18 protein-coding genes are annotated in these 20,912 nt (G+C 38.1%); all 18 read left to right on the forward strand.

The annotated features are described in order from the left end of the window. The first annotated feature begins 107 nt into the window (after window positions 1-107). A complete protein-coding gene (gene gatA, locus SFB89_RS03250; protein WP_331775508.1) occupies window positions 108-1,469 on the forward strand; it encodes an Asp-tRNA(Asn)/Glu-tRNA(Gln) amidotransferase subunit GatA in 1,362 nt (453 codons plus the stop codon). Window positions 1,470-1,586: 117 nt separating this feature from the next. Next, complete coding sequence (gene guaB, locus SFB89_RS03255; protein WP_331775509.1) at window positions 1,587-3,035, forward strand: IMP dehydrogenase; 1,449 nt, start codon at window positions 1,587-1,589, stop codon at window positions 3,033-3,035. A 14-nt stretch (window positions 3,036-3,049) separates the two neighbouring features. After that, a complete protein-coding gene (metX, locus tag SFB89_RS03260; protein WP_331775510.1) occupies window positions 3,050-4,153 on the forward strand; it encodes a homoserine O-acetyltransferase MetX in 1,104 nt (367 codons plus the stop codon). After that, window positions 4,146-4,376, forward strand: coding sequence for an exodeoxyribonuclease VII small subunit (xseB, locus tag SFB89_RS03265; protein ID WP_331775511.1), 231 nt, complete (start codon window positions 4,146-4,148; stop codon window positions 4,374-4,376). The genes metX and xseB overlap by 8 nt, the downstream gene beginning before the upstream one ends. Before the next feature lie 24 nt (window positions 4,377-4,400). Further along, entirely contained in the window at window positions 4,401-5,195 is a 795-nt protein-coding gene (locus SFB89_RS03270; protein ID WP_331775512.1) for a carbon-nitrogen hydrolase family protein, read from the forward strand. Continuing rightward, window positions 5,192-5,866: a HesA/MoeB/ThiF family protein gene (locus tag SFB89_RS03275; RefSeq protein WP_331775513.1), complete on the forward strand. Its 675-nt coding sequence runs from the start codon at window positions 5,192-5,194 to the stop codon at window positions 5,864-5,866. Before SFB89_RS03270 ends, SFB89_RS03275 begins: the two co-directional genes overlap by 4 nt. After that, window positions 5,867-7,003, forward strand: a complete 1,137-nt coding sequence (locus SFB89_RS03280) for a succinyldiaminopimelate transaminase (RefSeq protein WP_331775514.1) — start codon at window positions 5,867-5,869, stop codon at window positions 7,001-7,003. Then, a complete protein-coding gene (gene murC / locus SFB89_RS03285; RefSeq protein ID WP_331775515.1) occupies window positions 7,000-8,310 on the forward strand; it encodes a UDP-N-acetylmuramate--L-alanine ligase in 1,311 nt (436 codons plus the stop codon). The genes SFB89_RS03280 and murC overlap by 4 nt, the downstream gene beginning before the upstream one ends. 13 nt (window positions 8,311-8,323) lie before the next feature. Continuing rightward, window positions 8,324-8,668 (forward strand): hypothetical protein, encoded by a 345-nt coding sequence (locus SFB89_RS03290; protein WP_331775516.1) that lies wholly within the window; start codon window positions 8,324-8,326, stop codon window positions 8,666-8,668. Then, the gene (locus SFB89_RS03295) at window positions 8,665-10,863 is read left to right on the forward strand and encodes an endonuclease MutS2 (protein WP_331775517.1); all 2,199 of its coding nucleotides are present in this window, start codon (window positions 8,665-8,667) and stop codon (window positions 10,861-10,863) included. The genes SFB89_RS03290 and SFB89_RS03295 overlap by 4 nt, the downstream gene beginning before the upstream one ends. Window positions 10,864-10,920: 57 nt before the next feature. Next, window positions 10,921-12,405, forward strand: coding sequence for an EAL domain-containing protein (locus tag SFB89_RS03300; protein WP_331775518.1), 1,485 nt, complete (start codon window positions 10,921-10,923; stop codon window positions 12,403-12,405). Between the two features lie 11 nt (window positions 12,406-12,416). After that, window positions 12,417-13,511 (forward strand): succinyl-diaminopimelate desuccinylase, encoded by a 1,095-nt coding sequence (gene dapE / locus SFB89_RS03305; RefSeq protein WP_331775519.1) that lies wholly within the window; start codon window positions 12,417-12,419, stop codon window positions 13,509-13,511. A 9-nt stretch (window positions 13,512-13,520) separates the two neighbouring features. After that, on the forward strand, window positions 13,521-13,898 hold the full coding sequence (locus SFB89_RS03310) for a RidA family protein (protein WP_331775520.1): 378 nt from the start codon (window positions 13,521-13,523) through the stop codon (window positions 13,896-13,898). A gap of 90 nt (window positions 13,899-13,988) precedes the next feature. Then, complete coding sequence (locus tag SFB89_RS03315) at window positions 13,989-15,329, forward strand: FAD-dependent oxidoreductase (RefSeq protein WP_331775521.1); 1,341 nt, start codon at window positions 13,989-13,991, stop codon at window positions 15,327-15,329. A gap of 3 nt (window positions 15,330-15,332) precedes the next feature. Continuing rightward, window positions 15,333-16,022, forward strand: coding sequence for a class I SAM-dependent methyltransferase (locus SFB89_RS03320; protein WP_331775522.1), 690 nt, complete (start codon window positions 15,333-15,335; stop codon window positions 16,020-16,022). A 106-nt stretch (window positions 16,023-16,128) separates the two neighbouring features. Beyond that, complete coding sequence (locus tag SFB89_RS03325; protein WP_331775523.1) at window positions 16,129-17,457, forward strand: ATP citrate lyase citrate-binding domain-containing protein; 1,329 nt, start codon at window positions 16,129-16,131, stop codon at window positions 17,455-17,457. 1 nt (window position 17,458) lies between these two features. Continuing rightward, on the forward strand, window positions 17,459-19,273 hold the full coding sequence (locus SFB89_RS03330; RefSeq protein WP_331775524.1) for a citrate/2-methylcitrate synthase: 1,815 nt from the start codon (window positions 17,459-17,461) through the stop codon (window positions 19,271-19,273). Between the two features lie 177 nt (window positions 19,274-19,450). Further along, a complete protein-coding gene (pyk, locus tag SFB89_RS03335; RefSeq protein ID WP_331775525.1) occupies window positions 19,451-20,899 on the forward strand; it encodes a pyruvate kinase in 1,449 nt (482 codons plus the stop codon). The last annotated feature ends 13 nt before the right edge of the window (window positions 20,900-20,912 follow it).

Consider the following 20,912-nt stretch of genomic DNA (forward strand, 5'->3'; position numbering starts at 1 on the left):
GCAACACACACATCTTGGTATGATCTTTGGGACTATTGGCGTCATATTTGTTATGATTGCAATAGGCATATTTTTGGTAAAAAATAGAAAATTTGAGGAGAAATAAGTTGATAACTTTAAAAGAATCACTGAAACTTCCACAAGAAGAGATTGCGGAGATCAGAAGAGAATTATTGCGAGAAATCGAAGAGAGAAGAGAGATCGGGGCTTATGTTGAACAATTAACCGACCAGGAGATATCTCAATATATGGATGGAATTCCTATCGCCATTAAAGATAATATTCAAGTCAATGGATGGGAAGTAACCGGTGGTTCTAATATTTTACAAGGATACATCGCTCCTTATAATGCAACGGTTATCAATAAAATGCTCAATAACGGATTGGCTCCTATGGGTAGAACCAATATGGATGAATTTGCTATGGGAAGTTCTACAGAGAGTTCGTTTTATGGCGTGACGAAAAATCCTCATGATTTTTCAAGAGTCCCTGGTGGCAGTAGTGGCGGAAGTGCCGCTGCGGTAGCCGCTGGTTTGGCGATTGCCGCACTAGGAAGTGATACGGGTGGTAGTATTAGACAACCGGCATCATTTTGTGGATGTGTGGGAATGAAACCGACTTACGGAAAGGTGAGTCGATATGGTTTGGGAGCATATTCTAGCTCACTTGATCAGATCGGACCCATCACGCAAAACGTAGAAGATGCTGCGATTCTTTATGATATTTTAGCCGGTCATGATCCAAAAGATTCCACAAGCGCCAATATCGAACATGCTAAAGTCTCTGATTGCCTAAACCCTGATAAAAAACTCACCATTGCGGTGATTGAAAATTATCTTGCTGAGGCGAGTGATGATGTTCGTGAAAAGATGCAAGAAGGTATCAAAGCATTAGAAAAAGCCGGACATAAGATTATCTATAAAAATTTTATCAATTCCAAATACGATATTGCGACGTATTACGTCATCGCAACGGCAGAAGCAAGTGCCAATTTGAGCCGTTATGATGGCGTGCGATATGGCAATAGAACGTCTAATGAGAGCTTAAAAGAGATGTACCTCTCTAGCCGAAGTCAAGGCTTTGGAGAAGAGGTCAAAAGGCGAATTTTATTGGGGACATTTGTCTTAAGCAGTGGGTATTATGATGCCTATTATATCAAAGCTCAAAAAGCCAGACATTTTATCAAACACCAATATGAAGCGATATTTGAAGAAGCAGATTTGATTTTCACACCCGTAGCCCCAACAGCAGCCTTTGAGTTTGGCAGTAAAAAAGACCCTCTTGAGATGTATTTGAGTGATATTTATACGATTTCACTCAATCTAGCGGGTTTGCCAGGAATCTCCGTGCCTTTGGGCAAAAACAATCAAGGATTGCCAATCGGCGGTCAATTGATTGCAAAAGCATTCTATGAGCAAGATTTGTTTGATGGAGCGATGAGTTTAGAGAGAGAATTGGCTTTAAAATAGGCACAAGAGTACGCGTTGCAATGATATTGCCTATACAGTTATACCGATACTATTGACAAGAATGAAATCGGATTTTGAGAGAGTGTCTTACTTCTCTTAAATTAAAGGAGACATTGAATGAAAATAAAAAAAAGAGCGTTGACATTTGAGGATGTCTTATTAGTGCCACAATATTCTGAAATTTTACCAAAAAAAGTTGATGTACGTTCAAAATTGACGAAAAATATATCTTTAAATATCCCTTTGATAAGCGCGGCGATGGATACGGTCACCGAGCACAGAGCGGCTATCATGATGGCACGACTCGGTGGTATTGGGATTGTTCATAAAAATATGGATATAGAATCTCAAGCACGAGAGATTAAAAGAGTAAAAAAAAGCGAGAGCGGTATTATTATTGACCCGGTGTCGATTCACATTGATGCGAGTGTCAAAGAAGCACTTGCTATCATGAGTGAATATAGAATCTCCGGTGTACCCGTTATCAATGATAAAAATATATTGATTGGTATCTTGACAAATCGAGACCTTCGATTTGAGACAGATTACACAAAAAAAGTCGGCGAAGTGATGACTCCGATGCCGTTAATCACTGTATCTGTTGGGACAACACTTGATCAAGCTGAAGCGATATTTAAAACCAATAAAGTAGAAAAACTTCCAATTGTCGGCAAAGATAATGTTTTGGAAGGCTTGATTACGATTAAAGACTTAAAGAAACGAAAAGAGTATCCTAATTCCAATAAAGATCAATACGGACGACTTGTCGTAGGTGCGGCTATTGGAGTAGGACAAATGGATCGAGCCGAAGCATTAGTGGAAGCAGGTGTCGATGTCTTGGTTCTTGATTCTGCTCATGGTCACTCCAAAGGTATTATTGATACGGTTAAAAAACTAAAAGAGACATTTAAAGTAGATGTTATTGCTGGTAATGTCGCGACAAAAGATGGAACGATTGCATTAATCGAAGCCGGAGTCGATGCGGTCAAAGTAGGAATCGGACCGGGAAGTATTTGTACGACAAGAATCGTCTCAGGTGTTGGTGTTCCACAAATTTCAGCAATCGATGAATGTTGTGAAGCAGGACGTGCTTATGGGGTGCCTATCATCGCAGATGGTGGGATTAAATACTCCGGAGACATCGCAAAAGCCCTTGCTGTGGGAGCAAGCTCTGTGATGATTGGAAGCTTGATGGCAGGTACTGAAGAGAGTCCCGGTGAGATTATTACCTATCAAGGACGTCAATACAAAACATACCGTGGTATGGGAAGTATCGGCGCGATGGCCAAAGGAAGTACGGATCGATATTTTCAAGAAGGAACAGCTGCTGATAAACTCGTACCAGAAGGAATTGAAGGTCGAGTTCCATATGTGGGATCCATCAAAGATGTCGTACATCAACTTGTCGGAGGATTGAGATCTTCTATGGGATATGTAGGCGGTCGTGATATTATCGATTATCAAGAAAAAGCAGAATTTGTAGAGATTACTAGCGCAGGCCTCAAAGAGAGCCATGTTCATGATGTTCTCATTACGCATGAAGCGCCAAATTATAGAATTAATTAAAAGAGGAATATTCTTTGAAAATCGTAACGGCGGTTGAGCATTTTGATAATCAACTCTATCTCGAGAGTGGTCGTATCCTAGAAGGGTATGATCTCGCTTATGAGACTTATGGGACATTAAATCATGATAAATCCAATGCGATTGTTGTATTTCATGCTTTGACAGGCAGTCATCATGCAGCCGGAAGATATGAGGGCGATTCCAAACCGGGTTGGTGGGATCCTTTGATTGGTGATGGTAAAGTCATCGATACACAAAAATATTTTGTTATCTGTGTGAATATTTTGGGTAGTTGTTTTGGCTCTAGTGGACCAACTTCTATGGATAAAAAATCAGGTAAAATGTTTCGTCTCAATTTTCCTGTTATCACCATTAGCGATATGGTGAGTGCGCAAATGTCTCTTTTTAAGCGCTTGGGCATAGAAAAAGCGTATGCGGTTATTGGGGGCTCACTAGGTGGCATGCAAGCGTTATGCGTGGGAGTTGAGTATCCTGAATTCACAGACAAAGTTGTCATGCTAGCCTCAACATACGCCACCTCTGCTTGGGCCATTTCTTTTAATAAAATCGCGATTGAAGGTATTGTTAATGACCCGCGTTTCCAAAATGGTAATTATGAAAAAGAAGAATTTGCAGAATTGCCACTAAATAGTTTTGCTATCGCCCGTATGGCAGGGCATATTAGCTTTTTAAGTCCGCGTTCTATGGCCAAAAAATTTGGAAGAAATTATGTAGAAACGGATGGTTTGTATGAACTGTTCGGACGTTTTCAGGTGGAGCGTTATTTAGAGTATAATGCGTATAACTTTGCCAAGAGATTTGATCCGATGAGTTATATCTACATTGTCAAGGCCATGAATATTTTCGATGCCGCTCGCAATTATGATTCTCTAAAAGCATCGCTGGCGAATATCAAAGCCAAGATGACGCTTATATCCTTTCAAGGTGATTTACTTTTTATGCCAGAAGAGATGAAGACCATCCAAAATACGATGATTGATATGGGACGTGGGGATCGGGTTGAGTATTTTTGTGTGGATAGTAGTTATGGGCATGATGCCTTTTTGGTGGAGTATGATAAATTTGATTTTTATATAAGGAAAGCACTCAATGGCTAAAGAATTAATCAATGAAACAACGGATAATCAAGAAAATGAAGGTTTTGAAGAGAAGCTTGTCAAAGCAAAAAAGATATTAGAAACATTAGGAAATCCCGAGATTCCTTTAAAAGATGCGATGTTGGGATACAAACAAGGTATTGCCATATTAAATGAAGCATCCGAAATCATTGAAAATGCAAAATTAGAATATGAACAACTCCAACCGAGTAACGAAGACTAATTGCGTGATACAAGGAGCACTATAATGAAATTGGCGGCATTACAACTCTCAACACTACCGATGAGTCATGCGAAACTTGATTATTATTTTAGAATCTGCCAACAAAAAGAGGTGTCACTGGTTCTGATTTGTGAATATGCACTCAATAGTTTTTTTAAAGAGCTTGAAACCATGCCACCGCTCATGATAAAAGAACAATCGCTCCATAAAATCAAGGTGCTCAAAGAACTCTCCAAAAAATATAATCTCAATATTGTGGCTCCGATTGTACATCTTAAAGGGGGGAAATTGTTGAAATCTGTTGCGAGATTTTCACCCCTAAGCGTACATTATTATCAACAACAATTATTGATAAATTATAAACATTGGAATGAAGCAGCATTTTTTGACAATGATGCAGGTGATATTTCAATACCGACATTTTTAGTAAATAAAATTCGTTTTGGAATTATCAACGGATTTGAAGCACATTTTGATGTCGCTTGGATGGATGCCATGCGAAAGAATGTGGATGTGGTCTTGATGCCCTCATCCTCGACGTTTGATTCTGCACTTAGATGGCAAGAGATGATCAAGACCAGAGCCTTTTTAAATTCGATGTTTATTTTGAGGGCAAATCGTGTCGGAAGTTATACTGATGAGACGACTTCTTGGAAGTTTTATGGACACAGCGCACTGGTGAATCCTTATGGAGAGGTGGAGGTCTCTTTGGGGCATAAAGAAGAGATTTTGTTATGTGATATTAATAAATCTGATGTCACTGAGGCCAAAAAACTGTGGGGTTGGAAGAGGACACTGGATAAAAAGGGTCTCTTATGATGGAATATTTTCATAGGCAATTAAAACTATGGGGTGAAGAGAAACAGAACAGTTTACAAAATAAATCGATTGCTATAATCGGAGCCGGTGGCCTTGGGAGTTCTTTGGCAATCGGTCTTGGAAGTAGTGGGATTGGGACCGTGCATTTGGTCGATTTTGATACTGTTAGTGTTCACAATATTCATCGTCAAATTGCATTTAAAACGGGAGATGATGGTCAATATAAAGCCCAAATTGTCGGGGATTTATTGCAGCGACGTTGTCCTTTTGTGAAAACAATCGTCCATATTTGCAATGTTCAGGAGTTTGCTGAGAAAAACATCAAAGTTGATTTAATTTTGGATGCTACAGATAATCTCTTTGCACGTGCTAATATCGACTCTTATGCTAGAAAATCACGGACTCCTTGGATTTATGGTTCTGTTGAAGAGTTCAACGGACAAGTTTGCTTTTTTGAAAAGAGTGATTTTAAATCCTTTAAAGTTTTTAAGAAAGAACCCGCAGGAATCGCGGCGCCCATTGTCATGTTTGTTGCGTCATTGCAAGCTAATTTGGCGTTGAGATTTTTGGTGGGAATGGCAGTGAAAAAAGATTTATTATATTATTTGTATATTGACAAAGAAGGCGAATTAATGACGCAAAAATTAAAAATGCCACAGAAGGAGAATTGATTGAGATTTGAACCTTATCCGTTTGAAAAACTTACGGATTTATTAAAAGACACGATACCAAATCCTGCGTTAGAGCCGATTGCTTTGACGATAGGAGAACCGCAATTTGAAACACCTATTTTCATTCAAGAGGCGCTTCAAAACAGTGCAAATTTGCTAAAAAAATATCCAAAAACAGCAGGAGAGACATATCTCAAACAAGCGTTGCATGATTTTTGTAAAAAAAGATTTGATGTGACACTCAAGCCCGGTGAACTTATCCCTACTTTTGGTACCCGCGAAGTGCTGTTTAATTTTCCTCAATTCTTTCTTTTTGATAAGCCCAATCCTCTGATTGCTTATACTAATCCTTTCTATCAAATTTACGAAGGAGCTGCCATTGCGTCAAGAGCGCGTCGTTTGCATATCAATCTTGAGGCGTCCAATCATTTTGCTCCGTATCTGAGTGATGCAGAACTTAAAGATGTGGATTTGGTCATTTTAAATTTTCCGAACAATCCAACAACCGCAACATTAAATATAGAGGAGTTGGGTTGGTGGGTCAAAAAAGCTTTAGAATTTGACTTTGTTGTCATGAATGATGAGTGTTATAGTGAAATCTATCATGATGAGCCGACACGCTCTTTGTTGGAGGCCAGTATTCATGTGGGCAACGAGTCGTTCAAAAATGTCCTTGTGATCAATTCGATTTCCAAAAGAAGCAGTGCACCCGGTTTGCGATCTGGCTTTATTGCAGGGGATGCAACGATCCTAAAACAATATGCAAAATATCGAACCTATACCGGCACGGCCAGTCCTTTGCCGCTTCAAGTAGCAGCAGCTGCGGCATGGAGTGATGAAGAACATGTCGAAAAAAATAGAGAAAAATATAGAAAAAACTTTGAAATTGCCAAAGAAATATTGGGGATTGAACCGCCAAAAGCTACGTTTTATGTGTGGTTGCCTGTCGATGATGATTTAGAATTTACTAAAAGTTTGTATGAAAAAGAGCATGTGAGTGTATTGCCAGGAAGTTTTCTCGGTCGAGATGGAATGGGAGATGCTTATGTTAGGATAGCCTTAGTAGAAGAAGCCAAAAAAACGAGAGCTGCATTATTGCGATTAAGGGATTTTATGAAAAATAGGAAGCCAATATGAAAAAAATTCATTTTGTAGGAATCGGGGGCATTGGATTATCCGCATTGGCGAGATATTTGAAACAAGAAGGTTTTGAAGTGAGCGGTTCTGATGTCAAAGCGACCAAAATCACAGCCAAATTGGAAGCTGAAGGTATTGGTGTTCATTTACCTCATGATCGCCATAATATCACAGATCAAGATTTAGTCATCTACTCTGCGGTTATCAAAGATGACAATGTCGAACTTCAAGAATCAAGACGCAAAGGTATCATGACACTCTCTCGCAAAGATGCGCTTCCTTTGATACTCAAAGACCGACGTGTGTTTTCTGTGTGCGGTGCTCACGGCAAAAGTACGACCAGTGCGATGCTTGCCTCATTGGTCGAGGGGACGGTTATTATTGGTGCTGAGAGCAAACAGTTTGATACGAATATGTTCTATCGTGCTGGTAATAATATTATTTTTGAAGCCGATGAGAGTGATGAGAGCTTTTTGAATTCCAATCCTTATATTGCCGTGGTAACCAATGCGGAGCCTGAGCATATGGAACATTATAATTATGATTTGGTACGATTTCACAAAGCATATGAGCAATTTTTACGAAGTGCGACGATTCGCGTCATCAATGCAGAAGATGAATTTCTCGCCTCCTTAAATGATTTAGATGCGATTCGATTATATCCTAGTGTTGATATCAAAGAAGTCAAAACGGTGATTCGAGATGCGGAACCTTTCACCTCTTTTATCCTCAAAGATTTGGGCAGATTTGAAGTCTGGGGGATGGGTGACCATATCGTGGTAGATGCTTCGTTGGCAATTTTAGCGAGTTTGAATGAAATCGATTTGGAAAGTGCCCGAAAAAAGATAAAAAATTATCGAGGTATCAAAAAACGATTTGATATTATAGAAAAACAGAATAATTTTACTTTGATTGATGATTATGGACATCATCCCACAGAGATTAAAGCGACCATTACATCTGCTAAAAAATACGCCAAGATGATGGGTCTGAAAACAATCACGGCGATTTGGCAACCGCATAAATACTCTCGAACGCATGACAATTTGGAGAGTTTTGTAGAGTGTTTTGAATCGGTTGATCGATTGATTATCTTGCCGGTTTGGAGTGTCGGAGAGCCTTATGTGGAGATAAATTTTGAAAAAGAATTTCAAAAATACCATCCCACGTTTGTTCAATCTCTCAAAAAGAATCTGAATTCTTTGGAACTCATTGATAATGATAAAATTGTCGGTGCACTTGATGATGGATTGGTCATCGGTTTTGGTGCTGGCGATATCACTTATCAATTACGAGGTATATCATGATAGGAAAAAACAGATGCAAATAGTGTTACTTTTATTATTTATTTTGGCCATTTTGATTGCTTTTGTATCCAAAAAAGATACACTCTCTACGAGTATCAAGATTTATATTATTGTCTCAATTGCCTTGATAATGGCGCTTGGCTGGGGTTTTAACTTTTACAATACCCAACAAGCAGACAAACAGCGTGAATTAATCAAGATATTTGAACAAGGAAATGATTTGAAATGTGGCGATTATATTGTGAATGCAAAAGATTTTACATTTGTGACCGGTACCCTCTCGTTTGTCTCAAAGGGCAACATTCAAAGTTTAAAAGGTGTGGTCGTCGATATTTCAACATGTAAAAAAGCTCCATGAACGCACTCTCATCAAAACTTGATTTAGAAGAGTACCTTCACGTACTCTCAGGATATTTTGCCCGCAAAAAACCCCTGTTTATAGAGGGGGATTCTAAAATACATTATAAATTTATCAAGGAATTAATGCACATCACCGATATCAAAGCCTCGCCTGAAGTGGCAAATTTGGATGTTCCTTTGGCGCATTTAAGCAAGCAAGGGGTTTTGAAAATTTATGAAATTTATACTTTTGTGCAAATTATTAACTATTTTACGTATCTCAAAAAAATCCTAGTAGAAGATCGTCTAGGCGAATGGATGCGCAAAATTGAAATTCCTGATGAGATTGCTGAAATCTGCCAATACTTTAATGAAAAAGGGGAGTTAAAAAGTACCATAGATGATACCTTTCTCTCTATAGAACAAGCCCTTTCTAGAATCAAAGAAGAGACCGCACAAGCGCTTAGAAGGATTATGTCAAATACCAAACTCTCACTTTATCTTGTCGATAGACAAGTGCATTATATCAACAATCAAGAAGCCCTTTTACTGCGCGGTGGCTTTAATCATGTGATTAAAGGGAGTGTTTTGGGACGAAGTAGTAGTGGGTTTTTTTATATTTTCCCTGATGCCATAGCCTCATTGAAATCCAAAGAGAGTGCCTTGATTGACCGAAAAGAGGAGTTGATTTACACTTATACAAAGAAAATATCCACTATCTTTTCAAAATATGTAAAATTTTTATCGTTTGTTAATAGAGAATTTGACCGATTTGATGCTTATTATGCCCGTGTTATGTTGGCAAAAGAGAAAGATTTAGAGTTTGTACTAGCAAAAAAAACCAACACGATTACATTACATAAATTTTCACATCCCGCACTCAAAGATCCCAAACCTATCAGCATTGATTTTTCAAAACATGTTTTGATGATCACCGGAGTCAATGCCGGTGGAAAAACCATGTTCTTAAAATCGATACTGAGTGCAGCGTTTTTGAGTAAATATTTGTTGCCCATGAAAATTGATGCAAATCACTCAGAAATAGGTGCATTCAAAGAGATTAATGCTATTTTAGATGACCCTCAAAATGTCAAAAATGACATCTCAACTTTCGCAGGAAGAATGGGTGAATTTAGCAAATTATTTTCCAAAAAAGATACCTTGGTGGGCATCGATGAGATTGAGTTAGGTACTGATGCTGATGAAGCGGCGAGTTTGTTTAAAGTCATCATTGAAAATTTAATCAAAAAAGATATTAAAATCATTATTACGACGCATCACAAACGTTTGGCATCCTTGCTAGCTACTCATGAGAGTGTGCAACTTTTAGCCGCTATTTATGATGAAAAAAATCAAAGGCCGACGTATGAGTTCATCAATGGAACCATTGGAAAATCTTATGCTTTTGAGACCGCACTGCGATATAAAATTCCTCCTGCGATTATCCAAGAAGCACGCACGATTTATGGAGAAGATAAAGAAAAGCTCAATGAATTGATTCAGAAAAATATTGATTTAGAATTGCAAATGCGAGCACAATCTCGCGAACTTGATGAAAAGCTCAAAGATGTCCAAAAACTAAAATCAGCGCTTCAAGATGAAAAAGAACGCTCACAAAGAGAGTTTGAAAATTCAACGCTTAAAATGCAAAAGAGTTTCAACAAAGCAATTCAAGAGGCAAAAGAGGCGATTAAATCAAAAGATGTCAAAGAAGGGCATCGTTTCTTAAATAAAGCGCATGAATTCAAAAAAGCAGCAAAAAATGTTACTTTAAGTCAAAAAAGTGAAGATTTAAAAATCGGGGATCGTGTCAAATATGGTAATTCCAAAGGGGTGATTCAATCCATCAAAAAAGATATTGCGATGATTGATTGTGATGGTATTACGATGCGGGTTCCTTTAGTGAGTCTTCGAAGAAGTGGCAATCCTCCTACAAAACCCAGTCGCGTGATGATTACTAAGCCTCGTTCAAATAGTGGCGTAACACTTGATTTACACGGCCTTCGTGCCGATGAAGCAATCGAAAAATTAGACAAATTTTTATCAGATGCTTTGATTAACGGATTTGATGAGGTGCTTGTTTATCATGGTATTGGCACGGGAAAACTCGCGTATGCTGTCAAAAATTTTCTTTCCACCTATCCGAGTTTGGTCTCTTTTGGAGATGCTCCGGCTAAGATGGGAGGATATGGTGCTACATTGATACGGTTATGATTCTTTTAATATAAGAAATATTATAATAGAAAATTGGCAAATATAACAAGGAAGGGCATGGATTATAATAGAAAAATTATTGATATTTTATTCGTCACCTTGTTTTTTAGTATTGTCTTATCTGTGGTTCTAATCCAACAAAATATTGCACTTTTTACACTAGAGATTGATCGTAAATATTTTGATACTATCGTTTTAATCATGATGCTACTTTTTGTTTGGTTTTTTTATCGAAAGACCAATAAAGCAGTGGCGCTACTGTTGCAAAAACAACGCATTGTATTTCTTCGCAAGGAAAATGAGTTGGTTCATATGAATCAAGAACTTGAAATCCAACTCTATACCGATTCACTCACACAGCTTAAAAATAGAACGGCCTTTGTACGAGATGCTGCTAAGATGGAATCCCCAAAACTCATTCTTTTAGACATTGATGCTTTTAAAAGTATTAATGAATATTACAGCAATGCAAGTGGTGATTTTTTGCTTTGTGAGATAGCCTCTATGTTGGAGGTTTTTGCTCGTGATTATCATTTAGAAGTGTATCGTGTGGGAGGAGATGAATTTGCGCTCTTAGAAGACAATATGTTAGACTTAGAACGCTATGAAGAGATAGCAGATGCTCTTGTTGAATTATTTGCTACTAAAGTTTTTGTCCTCTCTGGAACACATCAAGAAGTAGAAATCAATGTGACATTAGGGATTTGTCTGGAAAAAGAAGCGATTATCGAAAAAGCCAGTACGGCCTTGAAAGAAGCGAAAAGAAAACAGATAAACTATTTATGTTATTTTAAAAATATCGATAACTCAAAGGCATATGTAAATCAAGTACATTGGTCAAATGTCATCAAAGATGCCATTGCTGAAGACCGTGTGATTCCTTACTATCAGCCCATTTTTGATGGCAACAAAAAGATTATCAAATATGAATGTTTGGCTCGGATTGTGAGTCATGATAAGGAGAGTATTGCACCCATTAATTTTTTAGATATATCAAAAAAAATAAAAAGATATATTGATATTGAGAAGATTATAATCCAAAAAAGTTTTGCGGCGATTGAAGAGAGTGATAAAATTATCTCTGTGAATCTTTTGGCTCGTGATATGAGTGATGGGGATGTGAGTAATTTTCTGATTGCCATGTTAAACAAATACAAAGTAGCCAAACGAGTGATTTTTGAGATACTAGAAGAAGAAAATATCATCCATTTTGATCGAGTCATTAACTTTGTGTCAAGGCTCAAAAAGATGGGATGTAAAATTGCTATTGATGATTTTGGGTCAGGCTATAGTAATTTTGGATATTTGTTATTGTTGAAACCTGATTATCTTAAAATTGACGGTACCTTGGTGAGAAATGTAGGCCGGGATAAAAGTTCCTTGGCTATCATGAGTGCTATTGCTGTTTTTGCGAAAAAATCTGGCATCAAAACCATTGCTGAGTATATTCATGATGAAAAAGTTTTTCAGATATGTAAAGATCTCGGTATCGATGAATTTCAAGGTTTTTATTTGGGTAAGCCATCTCAAAATTTAACATAAAGAAAAAGATAATGAAATTAGAAGAATTATTAGTAAGATTGTTGCAGTGCCAATCGATTACCCCCGAAGATGATGGGGCGATGGATTTGATTCGCGAGCATTTAAGTGATTTTGACGTCATCAGAATCGACAAAAATGGCGTCAAAAATATGTTTTTGTACAAAAAGTTTTCTGAGGGAAAACACCTCTGTTTTGCGGGACATGTTGATGTCGTGCCTCCTGGAGAGGGCTGGGAATATGACCCTTTTTCTGCCACGATTAAAGATGGGTTTGTTTATGCAAGAGGCGCCCAAGATATGAAAAGTGGCGTGGCTGCATTTGTACAAGCCTGCAAAGACGCCAAAGACTTTCAAGGAACGCTCTCTCTTCTTTTAACCAGTGATGAAGAAGGCGAGGGACGTTATGGTACGATTGAAGTGTTGAAATATCTCAAAGCGCATGCTTTTTTACCAGATTATGCCATCGTAGCAGAACCAACATGCGAGCGCACGTTTGGAGATAGTATCAAGATAGGACGGCGAGGGTCGATTAACGGCGTGGTGGAATTATTCGGACAACAAGGACACGCAGCATATCCTGAAAAATCACGCAATACCATTAATCTCATCGCCCCGATACTGCCATTATTGAGTGGTTACTTTTTTGATGAAGGGGATGAAAATTTTGCACCCAGTCAGCTGGTGATTACCGATATTCGAAGCGGTATGGAAGTGACCAATGTGACACCAGGATACCTCAAATTAATGTTCAATGTGAGAAACTCTACAAAAACAACCAAAGAGGATATTGAAAGGTATATCAAAAAAGTGTTTGAGGGACTTGAATATCAGTTGAAGCTATCTCAAACAGCGAAACCTTTTGTCACAGAAAGAGAGTCTAAAATTGTCAAACTTGTCACAGAAGCTACAAAAGAGAGTGTGCATATCAAGCCTAAGTTGACAACAACAGGGGGAACGAGTGATGCTAGGTTTTTATCTGAGTATGGCGTCAAAAGTATCGAATTGGGTGTGATCAACGATAGAATTCATGGATTAAATGAACGTTGTGCTTTGAGTGAAGTAGAAAACTTAAAGAAAATATTTGATAAAGTTATAAAAAATTTTTAAGGAGATATGATGGAATATATTGCAAGTAGCAAAGCCCCATCTGCATTGGGCCCTTATTCTCAGGCTATCAAAGTCGGAGATTTTATCTATACATCAGGACAAATTGGACTCGATACACAAGGAGTATTAGCGGAGGGTTTAGAAGCCCAAGCAAAGCAAGTATTAAACAACCTTAGCGCGGTATTGCAAGAGGGTGGCAGTGATCTTGGGCATGTTGTAAAAACAACGATTTTTTTAGCAAATATGGAAGATTTTGCCAAAGTTAATGCTATCTATGCAGATTTCTTTGGGGAACACAAACCGGCACGTTCGACTGTGGCTGTCAAAACATTACCACTCAATGCTTTAATCGAAATTGAAGTAGTTGCAATTCAAACTAAAGTTTAAATTTAATTTTAGATACTAGTTCTATTATTTTATGATATTTTTTCAAGTTATATAATAATATTTAAAATAATTTAATATAAGGAATTTTCAATGATGAGAAATCATTATGAAGTGTTGGTCATTGGTGGCGGCATATCAGGAGCGGCTCTTTTTTATGAATTGGCAAAATATACAGATGTTAAGAAAATTGCATTATTCGAAAAGTATGATTGTTTGGCGAAATTAAACTCAAAGGGCACGAGTAATTCGCAAACAATACACTGTGGGGATATTGAAACAAACTATACGGTTGATAAGGCGAAACTTGTCAAAAGAACGGCGAAAATGGTCGAAAAGTATTGTTTGCAACATGGGTATGAGGACAAGTTTATGTTCGCTAATCAAAAAATGGCGATTGGTGTTGGCGAAAAAGAAGTAGAATACATGCGCAAACGCTATGAAGACTTTAAAGAACTGTTCCCTTATTTGGAAGTATTTGAAAAAGATAAATTGGCGGAGATTGAACCCAATTTGATTTTTGATGAAAATGGTAAAGAGCGAAAAGATGATATTGTGGGTGTCGGTGTCGAAGGCGGACAATACAGCACGGTCGATTTTGGTATGATGACGGAGAGTTTGGTAGAAAATGCGATTAGAAACGATGATAAAGAGACCGATATCTACTTAAATGCTCAAGTCAAAAATATCAAGCGATTGGGTAGTATGCATATCGTACAAACGGCCACACATACCTATACCGCAGATTTTGTTGTTGTCGATGCGGGAGCACACTCATTGTTCTTAGCACATCAAATGGGCGAAGGTTTAGATTTTAGCTGTCTTCCGGTAGCAGGAAGCTTTTATTTGAGTACCAAAAAGATTTTGAGTGGTAAAGTTTATATGGTACAAAATCCTAAATTGCCATTTGCCGCACTCCACGGAGATCCTGATATTTTAGCCAATGGTTACACAAGATTTGGTCCGACTGCTTTGGTGCTTCCAAAACTTGAGCGCTATACAGGCGGTACTTATATGGACTTCTTTAAAACATTGCGATTTGACCATAACATCGCCAAAATTGGCGCTGATTTGCTTGGCGATCGTGATATCCGAAATTATATATTTAGAAACTTCTTGTTTGAAATTCCTTATCTGAATAAAAAGTTTTTCTTAAAAGACGCACGAAAAATTATTCCTTCTTTGCAATTATCTGATATTGAGTATGCTCATGGTTTTGGTGGTGTGCGACCTCAAGTATTGGACAAAAAAAATCAAAAGCTTATGCTAGGAGAGGCGAGTATCAATTCTGGCAATGGTATTATTTTCAACATGACTCCAAGCCCAGGAGCGACAAGTTGTCTCGGTAATGCAGAACGTGATGTTAAAATCGTATGTGATTATTTAGGAAAACGATTTGACCAAGAGGCATTTGAACACGATTTGGTAGATTAGATTTTGCTTAATGCGTTAGATTTATATGCCAAAATAGAACCTTTAATCGGTTTTTATGATGAATACGAGCAATTGTATTCATCATACCTTTATTTGATGCAGCCCTTAGAGATTCAAACCGTCTTAGATGTGGGATGTGGCAATGGAAAATTAGCAAAACTTTTACTTGAAAATGGGTATGACGTTTTAGGAATTGACCGTAGCGAAGCGATGATTGAAAGAGCCAAATCCTTAGGCATTAATGCTCAAAATATTGAACTCTCTAGCCTGCCATCAGAATCTTTTGATTCTCTTTTGTGCGTCGGAGATGTTCTTAATTACATGAAACAAGACGAATTAAAACGCTTCATGATAGAAGTCTCGCGTGTTTTAAAAAAGGGAGGATACCTACTAGCAGATATCAATACCCTCCATGGTTTTGAAATATCAGATGGTTCTGTTATAAAAGACCAAACAGATAAATTTTTGGCGATTGATGCAAGTTTTGAAGATGACATACTTCGGACAGAAATGACATACTTTGAAAAAGAAAATGCACATTACCAAAAATATTCTAACATTATTTACCAATATTATCATCCTCATGATATTTTTACAAAATGTGCCACACTAACGTTACTTCGCACGGTAAATATCACGATGTTTAGTGATGAAAGTGACAAAAATCTACTCATTCTTCAAAAAGCAACATAATTTAATCCTTATTTTTTCATAATTATAGATAAAAAAAGAATTTTTTGATACAATTATAATAAATTTTTAGTACTAAAAATTTATAAGGAAAATTAAAGGATTAGCTATGGCTCAAAGAGCGATTCGAGAATATAATGGAAAAACACTTTTTTCAAAACATTGGGGAAAGTATTTTAGTGGGTTTCACTACAGTTTTAAATCCGTACTAGTTAGTAGCGGAGAGGAGTTGAAACAAATATCAGAGACGCATGGTTTTGAATGGTTAAAACGTGAACCTTTGGTTGCAAAACCCGATATGCTTTTTGGAAAACGTGGTAAAAATAATCTAGTCTTATTTAAAGATAAAGCACCCGGAGATGTCACACTCGATGTCGCCGCGCAATGGATTGATGAAAAAATTTCACATCCTACTACTTTGCTCAGTGGGCAACACGGTACGTTGTCACACTTTATAGTTGAGCCATTTACCCCGCACACCGAAGAGCAAGAATATTACATTTCAGCGACCACAGTGGGTGAAGATGATGTCTTGTATATGTCCACAGAAGGTGGGGTTGAGATTGAAGAAGGATGGGATGCTAAGGTGACAGAAGTCGTGTTGCCTATCAAACTCAGCGATAAGGATATTGAGTATATTATCAGAGCCAATGCTCCAGTAGATTTACCGGCTAACCGCAAAGAATCTTTTATATCATTTGCCATTGCATTTTATAAATTTTATAGAGATATGAATTTTGCTTACTTGGAAATTAATCCGCTTGTTATGTTAGATAATAATGAAATGGGCATCTTAGATCTGGTCTCACGACTTGATGATACGGCAGGATATTTGATGGAAAATTCTTGGGGTGAGATAGAGTATCCAACAGCCTTTGGTATGGAAGATCAATCTCCAGAAGAGAAGGCCATCGCAGAAGCGGATGCAAAAAGCGGGGCGTCGCTTAAATTGACTATTTTAAATCCGATGGGACGCATTTGGACGATGGTAGCCGGAGGGGGTGCCAGCGTGGTGTATGCCGATACGATTGCAGACCTCAGTGGCAATGTTACTGAATTGGCAAATTATGGTGAATACAGCGGTGGTCCAACGACAGGTGAGACGAAATTTTATGCGGATACAATTTTTGATCTCATGACCCGTCATAAAGATACTAAAGGCAGAGACAAAATACTCATCATCGGAGGAGCCATTGCAAATTTTACCGATGTAGCCAAAACGTTTACGGGGATTATTCAATCATTAGAAGAGTATGCGCAAAAGCTCAAAGAAGTAGGCGTTAAAATCTACGTCAGACGCGGTGGTCCAAACTATAAAAAAGGATTAAAAGATATAAAAGAAGCAGCAGATAGACTGGGGCTCTATATGGAAGTGTATGGGCCTGATACTCATGTAACGGATATCGTTAGAATGGCTTTAGCAGAGAAAGGAAATTAAGATGAGATTATTTACAAAAGATACACAAGCCATATTTTGGAACAATAATAGAAGTGCAATTCAAAGAATGCTAGATTATGATTATACTATCAAAAGAGAGAAACCTTCTGTTGCCGCCATTGTAGCACCAACAAGTACGGCGACCTTTGATAAATATTTTTATGGTGGCGAAGAGATCATGATACCCCTTTATCGTAGTACTCCTGAGGCCGCACAGAATCATCCTAATGCTGATGTTTTACTCAACTTTGGTTCTTTTAGAACTGCCTATGATGTGGTGATGGAAGCCATAGAATTAGAAGGACAATTTCGTACGATTATGGTGACGGCTGAGGGAATTCCCGAGCGACGTGCACGCTTTATGAATGCCATGGCACGGGAGAAAGGGGTCACGATTATTGGACCAGCAACGGTGGGTGGTATTGCACCGGGTGCCTTTAAGATAGCAAATATTGGGGGAACACTTGAAAATATCATCAACTCAAGATTGCACCGATGTGGGAGTTGTGGTCTTGTGACACGAAGTGGTGGTTTGTTCAATGAGATGGCCAATATTATCTCCATCAATGCTGATGGTATTGCAGAAGGTCTTGCTATTGGGGGTGACCGATTTGTCGGGTCGGTGTTTATTGATAATCTTCTTAGAATGCAAAATAATCCTGATGTAAAATATATGATTTTATTGGGTGAAGTAGGTGGAGTTGAAGAGTACAAAGTCATTGAAGCGGTAAAAAGCGGTAAAATCACCAAGCCAATCATCGGTTGGTGTATCGGTACCATCGCCAAACATTTTGAAAGTGGTGTACAATTTGGTCATGCCGGTGCCAGCGCCAATGCTGACCGAGAGACCGCAGAGGCTAAAAATATTGCAATGCGAGAAGCAGGATTTTATGTCCCTGCCTCTTTCAATGAAATGCCATTAGTGATTAATGAAGTCTATCAAGAACTGCTTGCAAAGGGTGTGATTAAAGTCATCGAAGAGCCGGAGGTTTCTCCTATTCCAGCAGAGAGAAAGGCGCGAAATTTTATCTGTACGATTAGTGATGACCGAGGAGAAGAGGCCACGTATTGCGGTATTCCGATATCCAATGTTGCGACCCCGGATACGGGATATACATTAGGCGATGTCATGAGTATTTTGTGGTTTAAAAAACGTTATCCAAGATGGGCAGTTGATTTCATCGAAACCGTCCTTAAGACAGTGGCCGATCACGGTCCTGCTGTGAGTGGTGCACATAATGCCAAAGTCACAGCACGTGCTGGCAAGGATGTGGTCAGCTCACTGATATCAGGTCTGTTGACAATTGGACCACGATTTGGTGGTGCTATTGATGGTGCAGCCAAATACTTTAAATATGGTTATGACAACAATCTCTCACCTAAAGAGTTTCTAAAATATATGAAAAAAGAGGGGATACCGATACCGGGTATCGGGCATCGTATTAAGTCAGTGAGAAATCCAGATTTGAGGATTACAGGCTTGAAAAAGTTTGTAGCAGAAAATTTTCCATCGAGTCCTATTCTTGATTATGCTTTAGAGATTGAGAAAGAGACCACGTCGAAAAAAGATAATTTGATTTTAAATGTGGATGGCACCATTGGTGTCTTGATGGTCGACATGTGGAGAGAATTAGGCTATGATGATGATGAAATCAATACTTTTATTGATGCCGGGGCATTAAACGCGTTCTTTATTTTGGGACGTTGTATTGGATTTATTGGACATATCTTAGATGAAAAGAGACTCAATATGCCGATGTATCGACATCCGTGGGATGATATTTTATATGATATTGACCCTATAAAAGAATCTTAAAACATGGCCAAGGCGAGGATATTCTCGCCTTGGTATCTCACTTATTAACCACTTTGTAATAAGATTGTTACCTTCAAAATGTTATAATACCTCTTTATACTAGTTACCAGATTCTATCATGATAATAACATTGTCCATATTTTTTAAAATCATGATTGACTATAAGAGGAAATAGAAATGAATAAAAAAACAAAAATTTTAGCAACCGTAGGTCCTGCTAGCGATAGCGTAGAAGTTTTAGAAGGTTTAATCAATGCTGGTGTCAATGCCTTTCGACTTAATTTTAGCCATGGTACGCATGACTATCACTTGAATATTCTGAAAAATATCAAAATTGCAGAGAAAAATACCAAAAAAAGAGTGGGTGTTTTGCAAGATATTTGTGGTCCAAAAGTGCGAATTGGCACATTAAATGACAATTTTTACTTAAAAGCCAATGATAGACTTATCTTTGTCAAAGAAGAGATTATCGGCTCACAAATTGACACTCATGTGTATCAACTTTGCATCAATCAACCCGAAATTCTGGATATGTTGCAAGTGGGGGAATATATCTACTTGTATGATGGCAATATCAAAGCCAAAGTGATTGAAGTAGGAGATACCATCGTCACGCTAGTAGAAAACAATGGGACACTCTCCTCAAACAAAGGGGTCAATTTTCCTAATACGCGTATTAATGTCGATGTGATTACTCCAAAAGATGAGCAAGATTTGCTTTGGGGTGCTCAAAATGGTGTTGATTTTGTCGCGGTTTCATTTGTCCAAAGTGCCAAAGATATCCTACGTGTTCGGAAAATACTCAAAAGTTTCGAGTCAAAGACTAGTATCATCGCAAAAATAGAAAAATTTGATGCTGTTGAGAATATTGACGAAATTTTAGAGGTGAGCGATGGCGTGATGGTAGCGCGGGGTGATTTAGGGATTGAAGTGCCTTATTATAAAGTACCGAGCATCCAAAAGAGAATCATTCGCAAGGCAAATGCCGCCTCTAAACCCGTCATTACAGCCACACAAATGTTGCTCTCTATGGCAGAAAAAGAGACAGCAACACGGGCAGAAATTAGTGATGTTGCCAATGCGGTTTTAGACGGTACGGACGCGGTCATGCTCTCAGAAGAGAGTGCTGTGGGGAAAAATCCTATCAATGTGGTCGAAGTCATGTCTAATACGATTATTGCAACAGAGGAGGTATATCCTTATAATAAATTTGACCGATATGAATTTTTAGATGAGACTGATATTATCTCTTCTTCTGTGGCCAAATTGGCATTTCAGCTTGGGGTTGATTCGATTCTCTCGATTACAAATTCAGGAAAATCAGCAAAAAAATTAGCACGTTACCGCATACGCAACAATATTCTAGCCGTGACGCTTGATGAGCGTGTCGCCCGATCGTTGACATTGGTATGGGGTGTGAAACCGGTGATGCGGATGCAAGAGGCAAACCTCAATCTTCTCTTGGCCAATATGTTGAAAAATGCCTTAGATGAGAAGATTATCAACAAAAATGGTACCTATATTGTCACCGCAGGATTTCCAACTGGATTGCTTGAGGGAAGTACTAACTTTATACGAATACTCAAACGTGAGCAAATGGAATATTATGCTAATATTGCAATATAAAATAAGACAAAGA

It is taken from the genome of Sulfurospirillum sp. 1612, assembly GCF_036556685.1.
GTDB lineage: Bacteria > Campylobacterota > Campylobacteria > Campylobacterales > Sulfurospirillaceae > JAADIZ01.

What these genes read in the sequence shown, in the direction of transcription:
- SFB89_RS03275 (WP_331775513.1), top strand. Translation starts at nt 5,192, where the DNA reads ATGATGGAATATTTTCATAGGCAATTAAAACTATGGGGTGAAGAGAAA.
- SFB89_RS03300 (WP_331775518.1), top strand. Translation starts at nt 10,921, where the DNA reads ATGGATTATAATAGAAAAATTATTGATATTTTATTCGTCACCTTGTTT.
- dapE (WP_331775519.1), top strand. Translation starts at nt 12,417, where the DNA reads ATGAAATTAGAAGAATTATTAGTAAGATTGTTGCAGTGCCAATCGATT.
- SFB89_RS03295 (WP_331775517.1), top strand. Translation starts at nt 8,665, where the DNA reads ATGAACGCACTCTCATCAAAACTTGATTTAGAAGAGTACCTTCACGTA.
- murC (WP_331775515.1), top strand. Translation starts at nt 7,000, where the DNA reads ATGAAAAAAATTCATTTTGTAGGAATCGGGGGCATTGGATTATCCGCA.
- SFB89_RS03290 (WP_331775516.1), top strand. Translation starts at nt 8,324, where the DNA reads ATGCAAATAGTGTTACTTTTATTATTTATTTTGGCCATTTTGATTGCT.
- pyk (WP_331775525.1), top strand. Translation starts at nt 19,451, where the DNA reads ATGAATAAAAAAACAAAAATTTTAGCAACCGTAGGTCCTGCTAGCGAT.
- SFB89_RS03310 (WP_331775520.1), top strand. Translation starts at nt 13,521, where the DNA reads ATGGAATATATTGCAAGTAGCAAAGCCCCATCTGCATTGGGCCCTTAT.
- guaB (WP_331775509.1), top strand. Translation starts at nt 1,587, where the DNA reads ATGAAAATAAAAAAAAGAGCGTTGACATTTGAGGATGTCTTATTAGTG.
- SFB89_RS03330 (WP_331775524.1), top strand. Translation starts at nt 17,459, where the DNA reads ATGAGATTATTTACAAAAGATACACAAGCCATATTTTGGAACAATAAT.
- SFB89_RS03315 (WP_331775521.1), top strand. Translation starts at nt 13,989, where the DNA reads ATGATGAGAAATCATTATGAAGTGTTGGTCATTGGTGGCGGCATATCA.
- SFB89_RS03270 (WP_331775512.1), top strand. Translation starts at nt 4,401, where the DNA reads ATGAAATTGGCGGCATTACAACTCTCAACACTACCGATGAGTCATGCG.
- xseB (WP_331775511.1), top strand. Translation starts at nt 4,146, where the DNA reads ATGGCTAAAGAATTAATCAATGAAACAACGGATAATCAAGAAAATGAA.
- SFB89_RS03325 (WP_331775523.1), top strand. Translation starts at nt 16,129, where the DNA reads ATGGCTCAAAGAGCGATTCGAGAATATAATGGAAAAACACTTTTTTCA.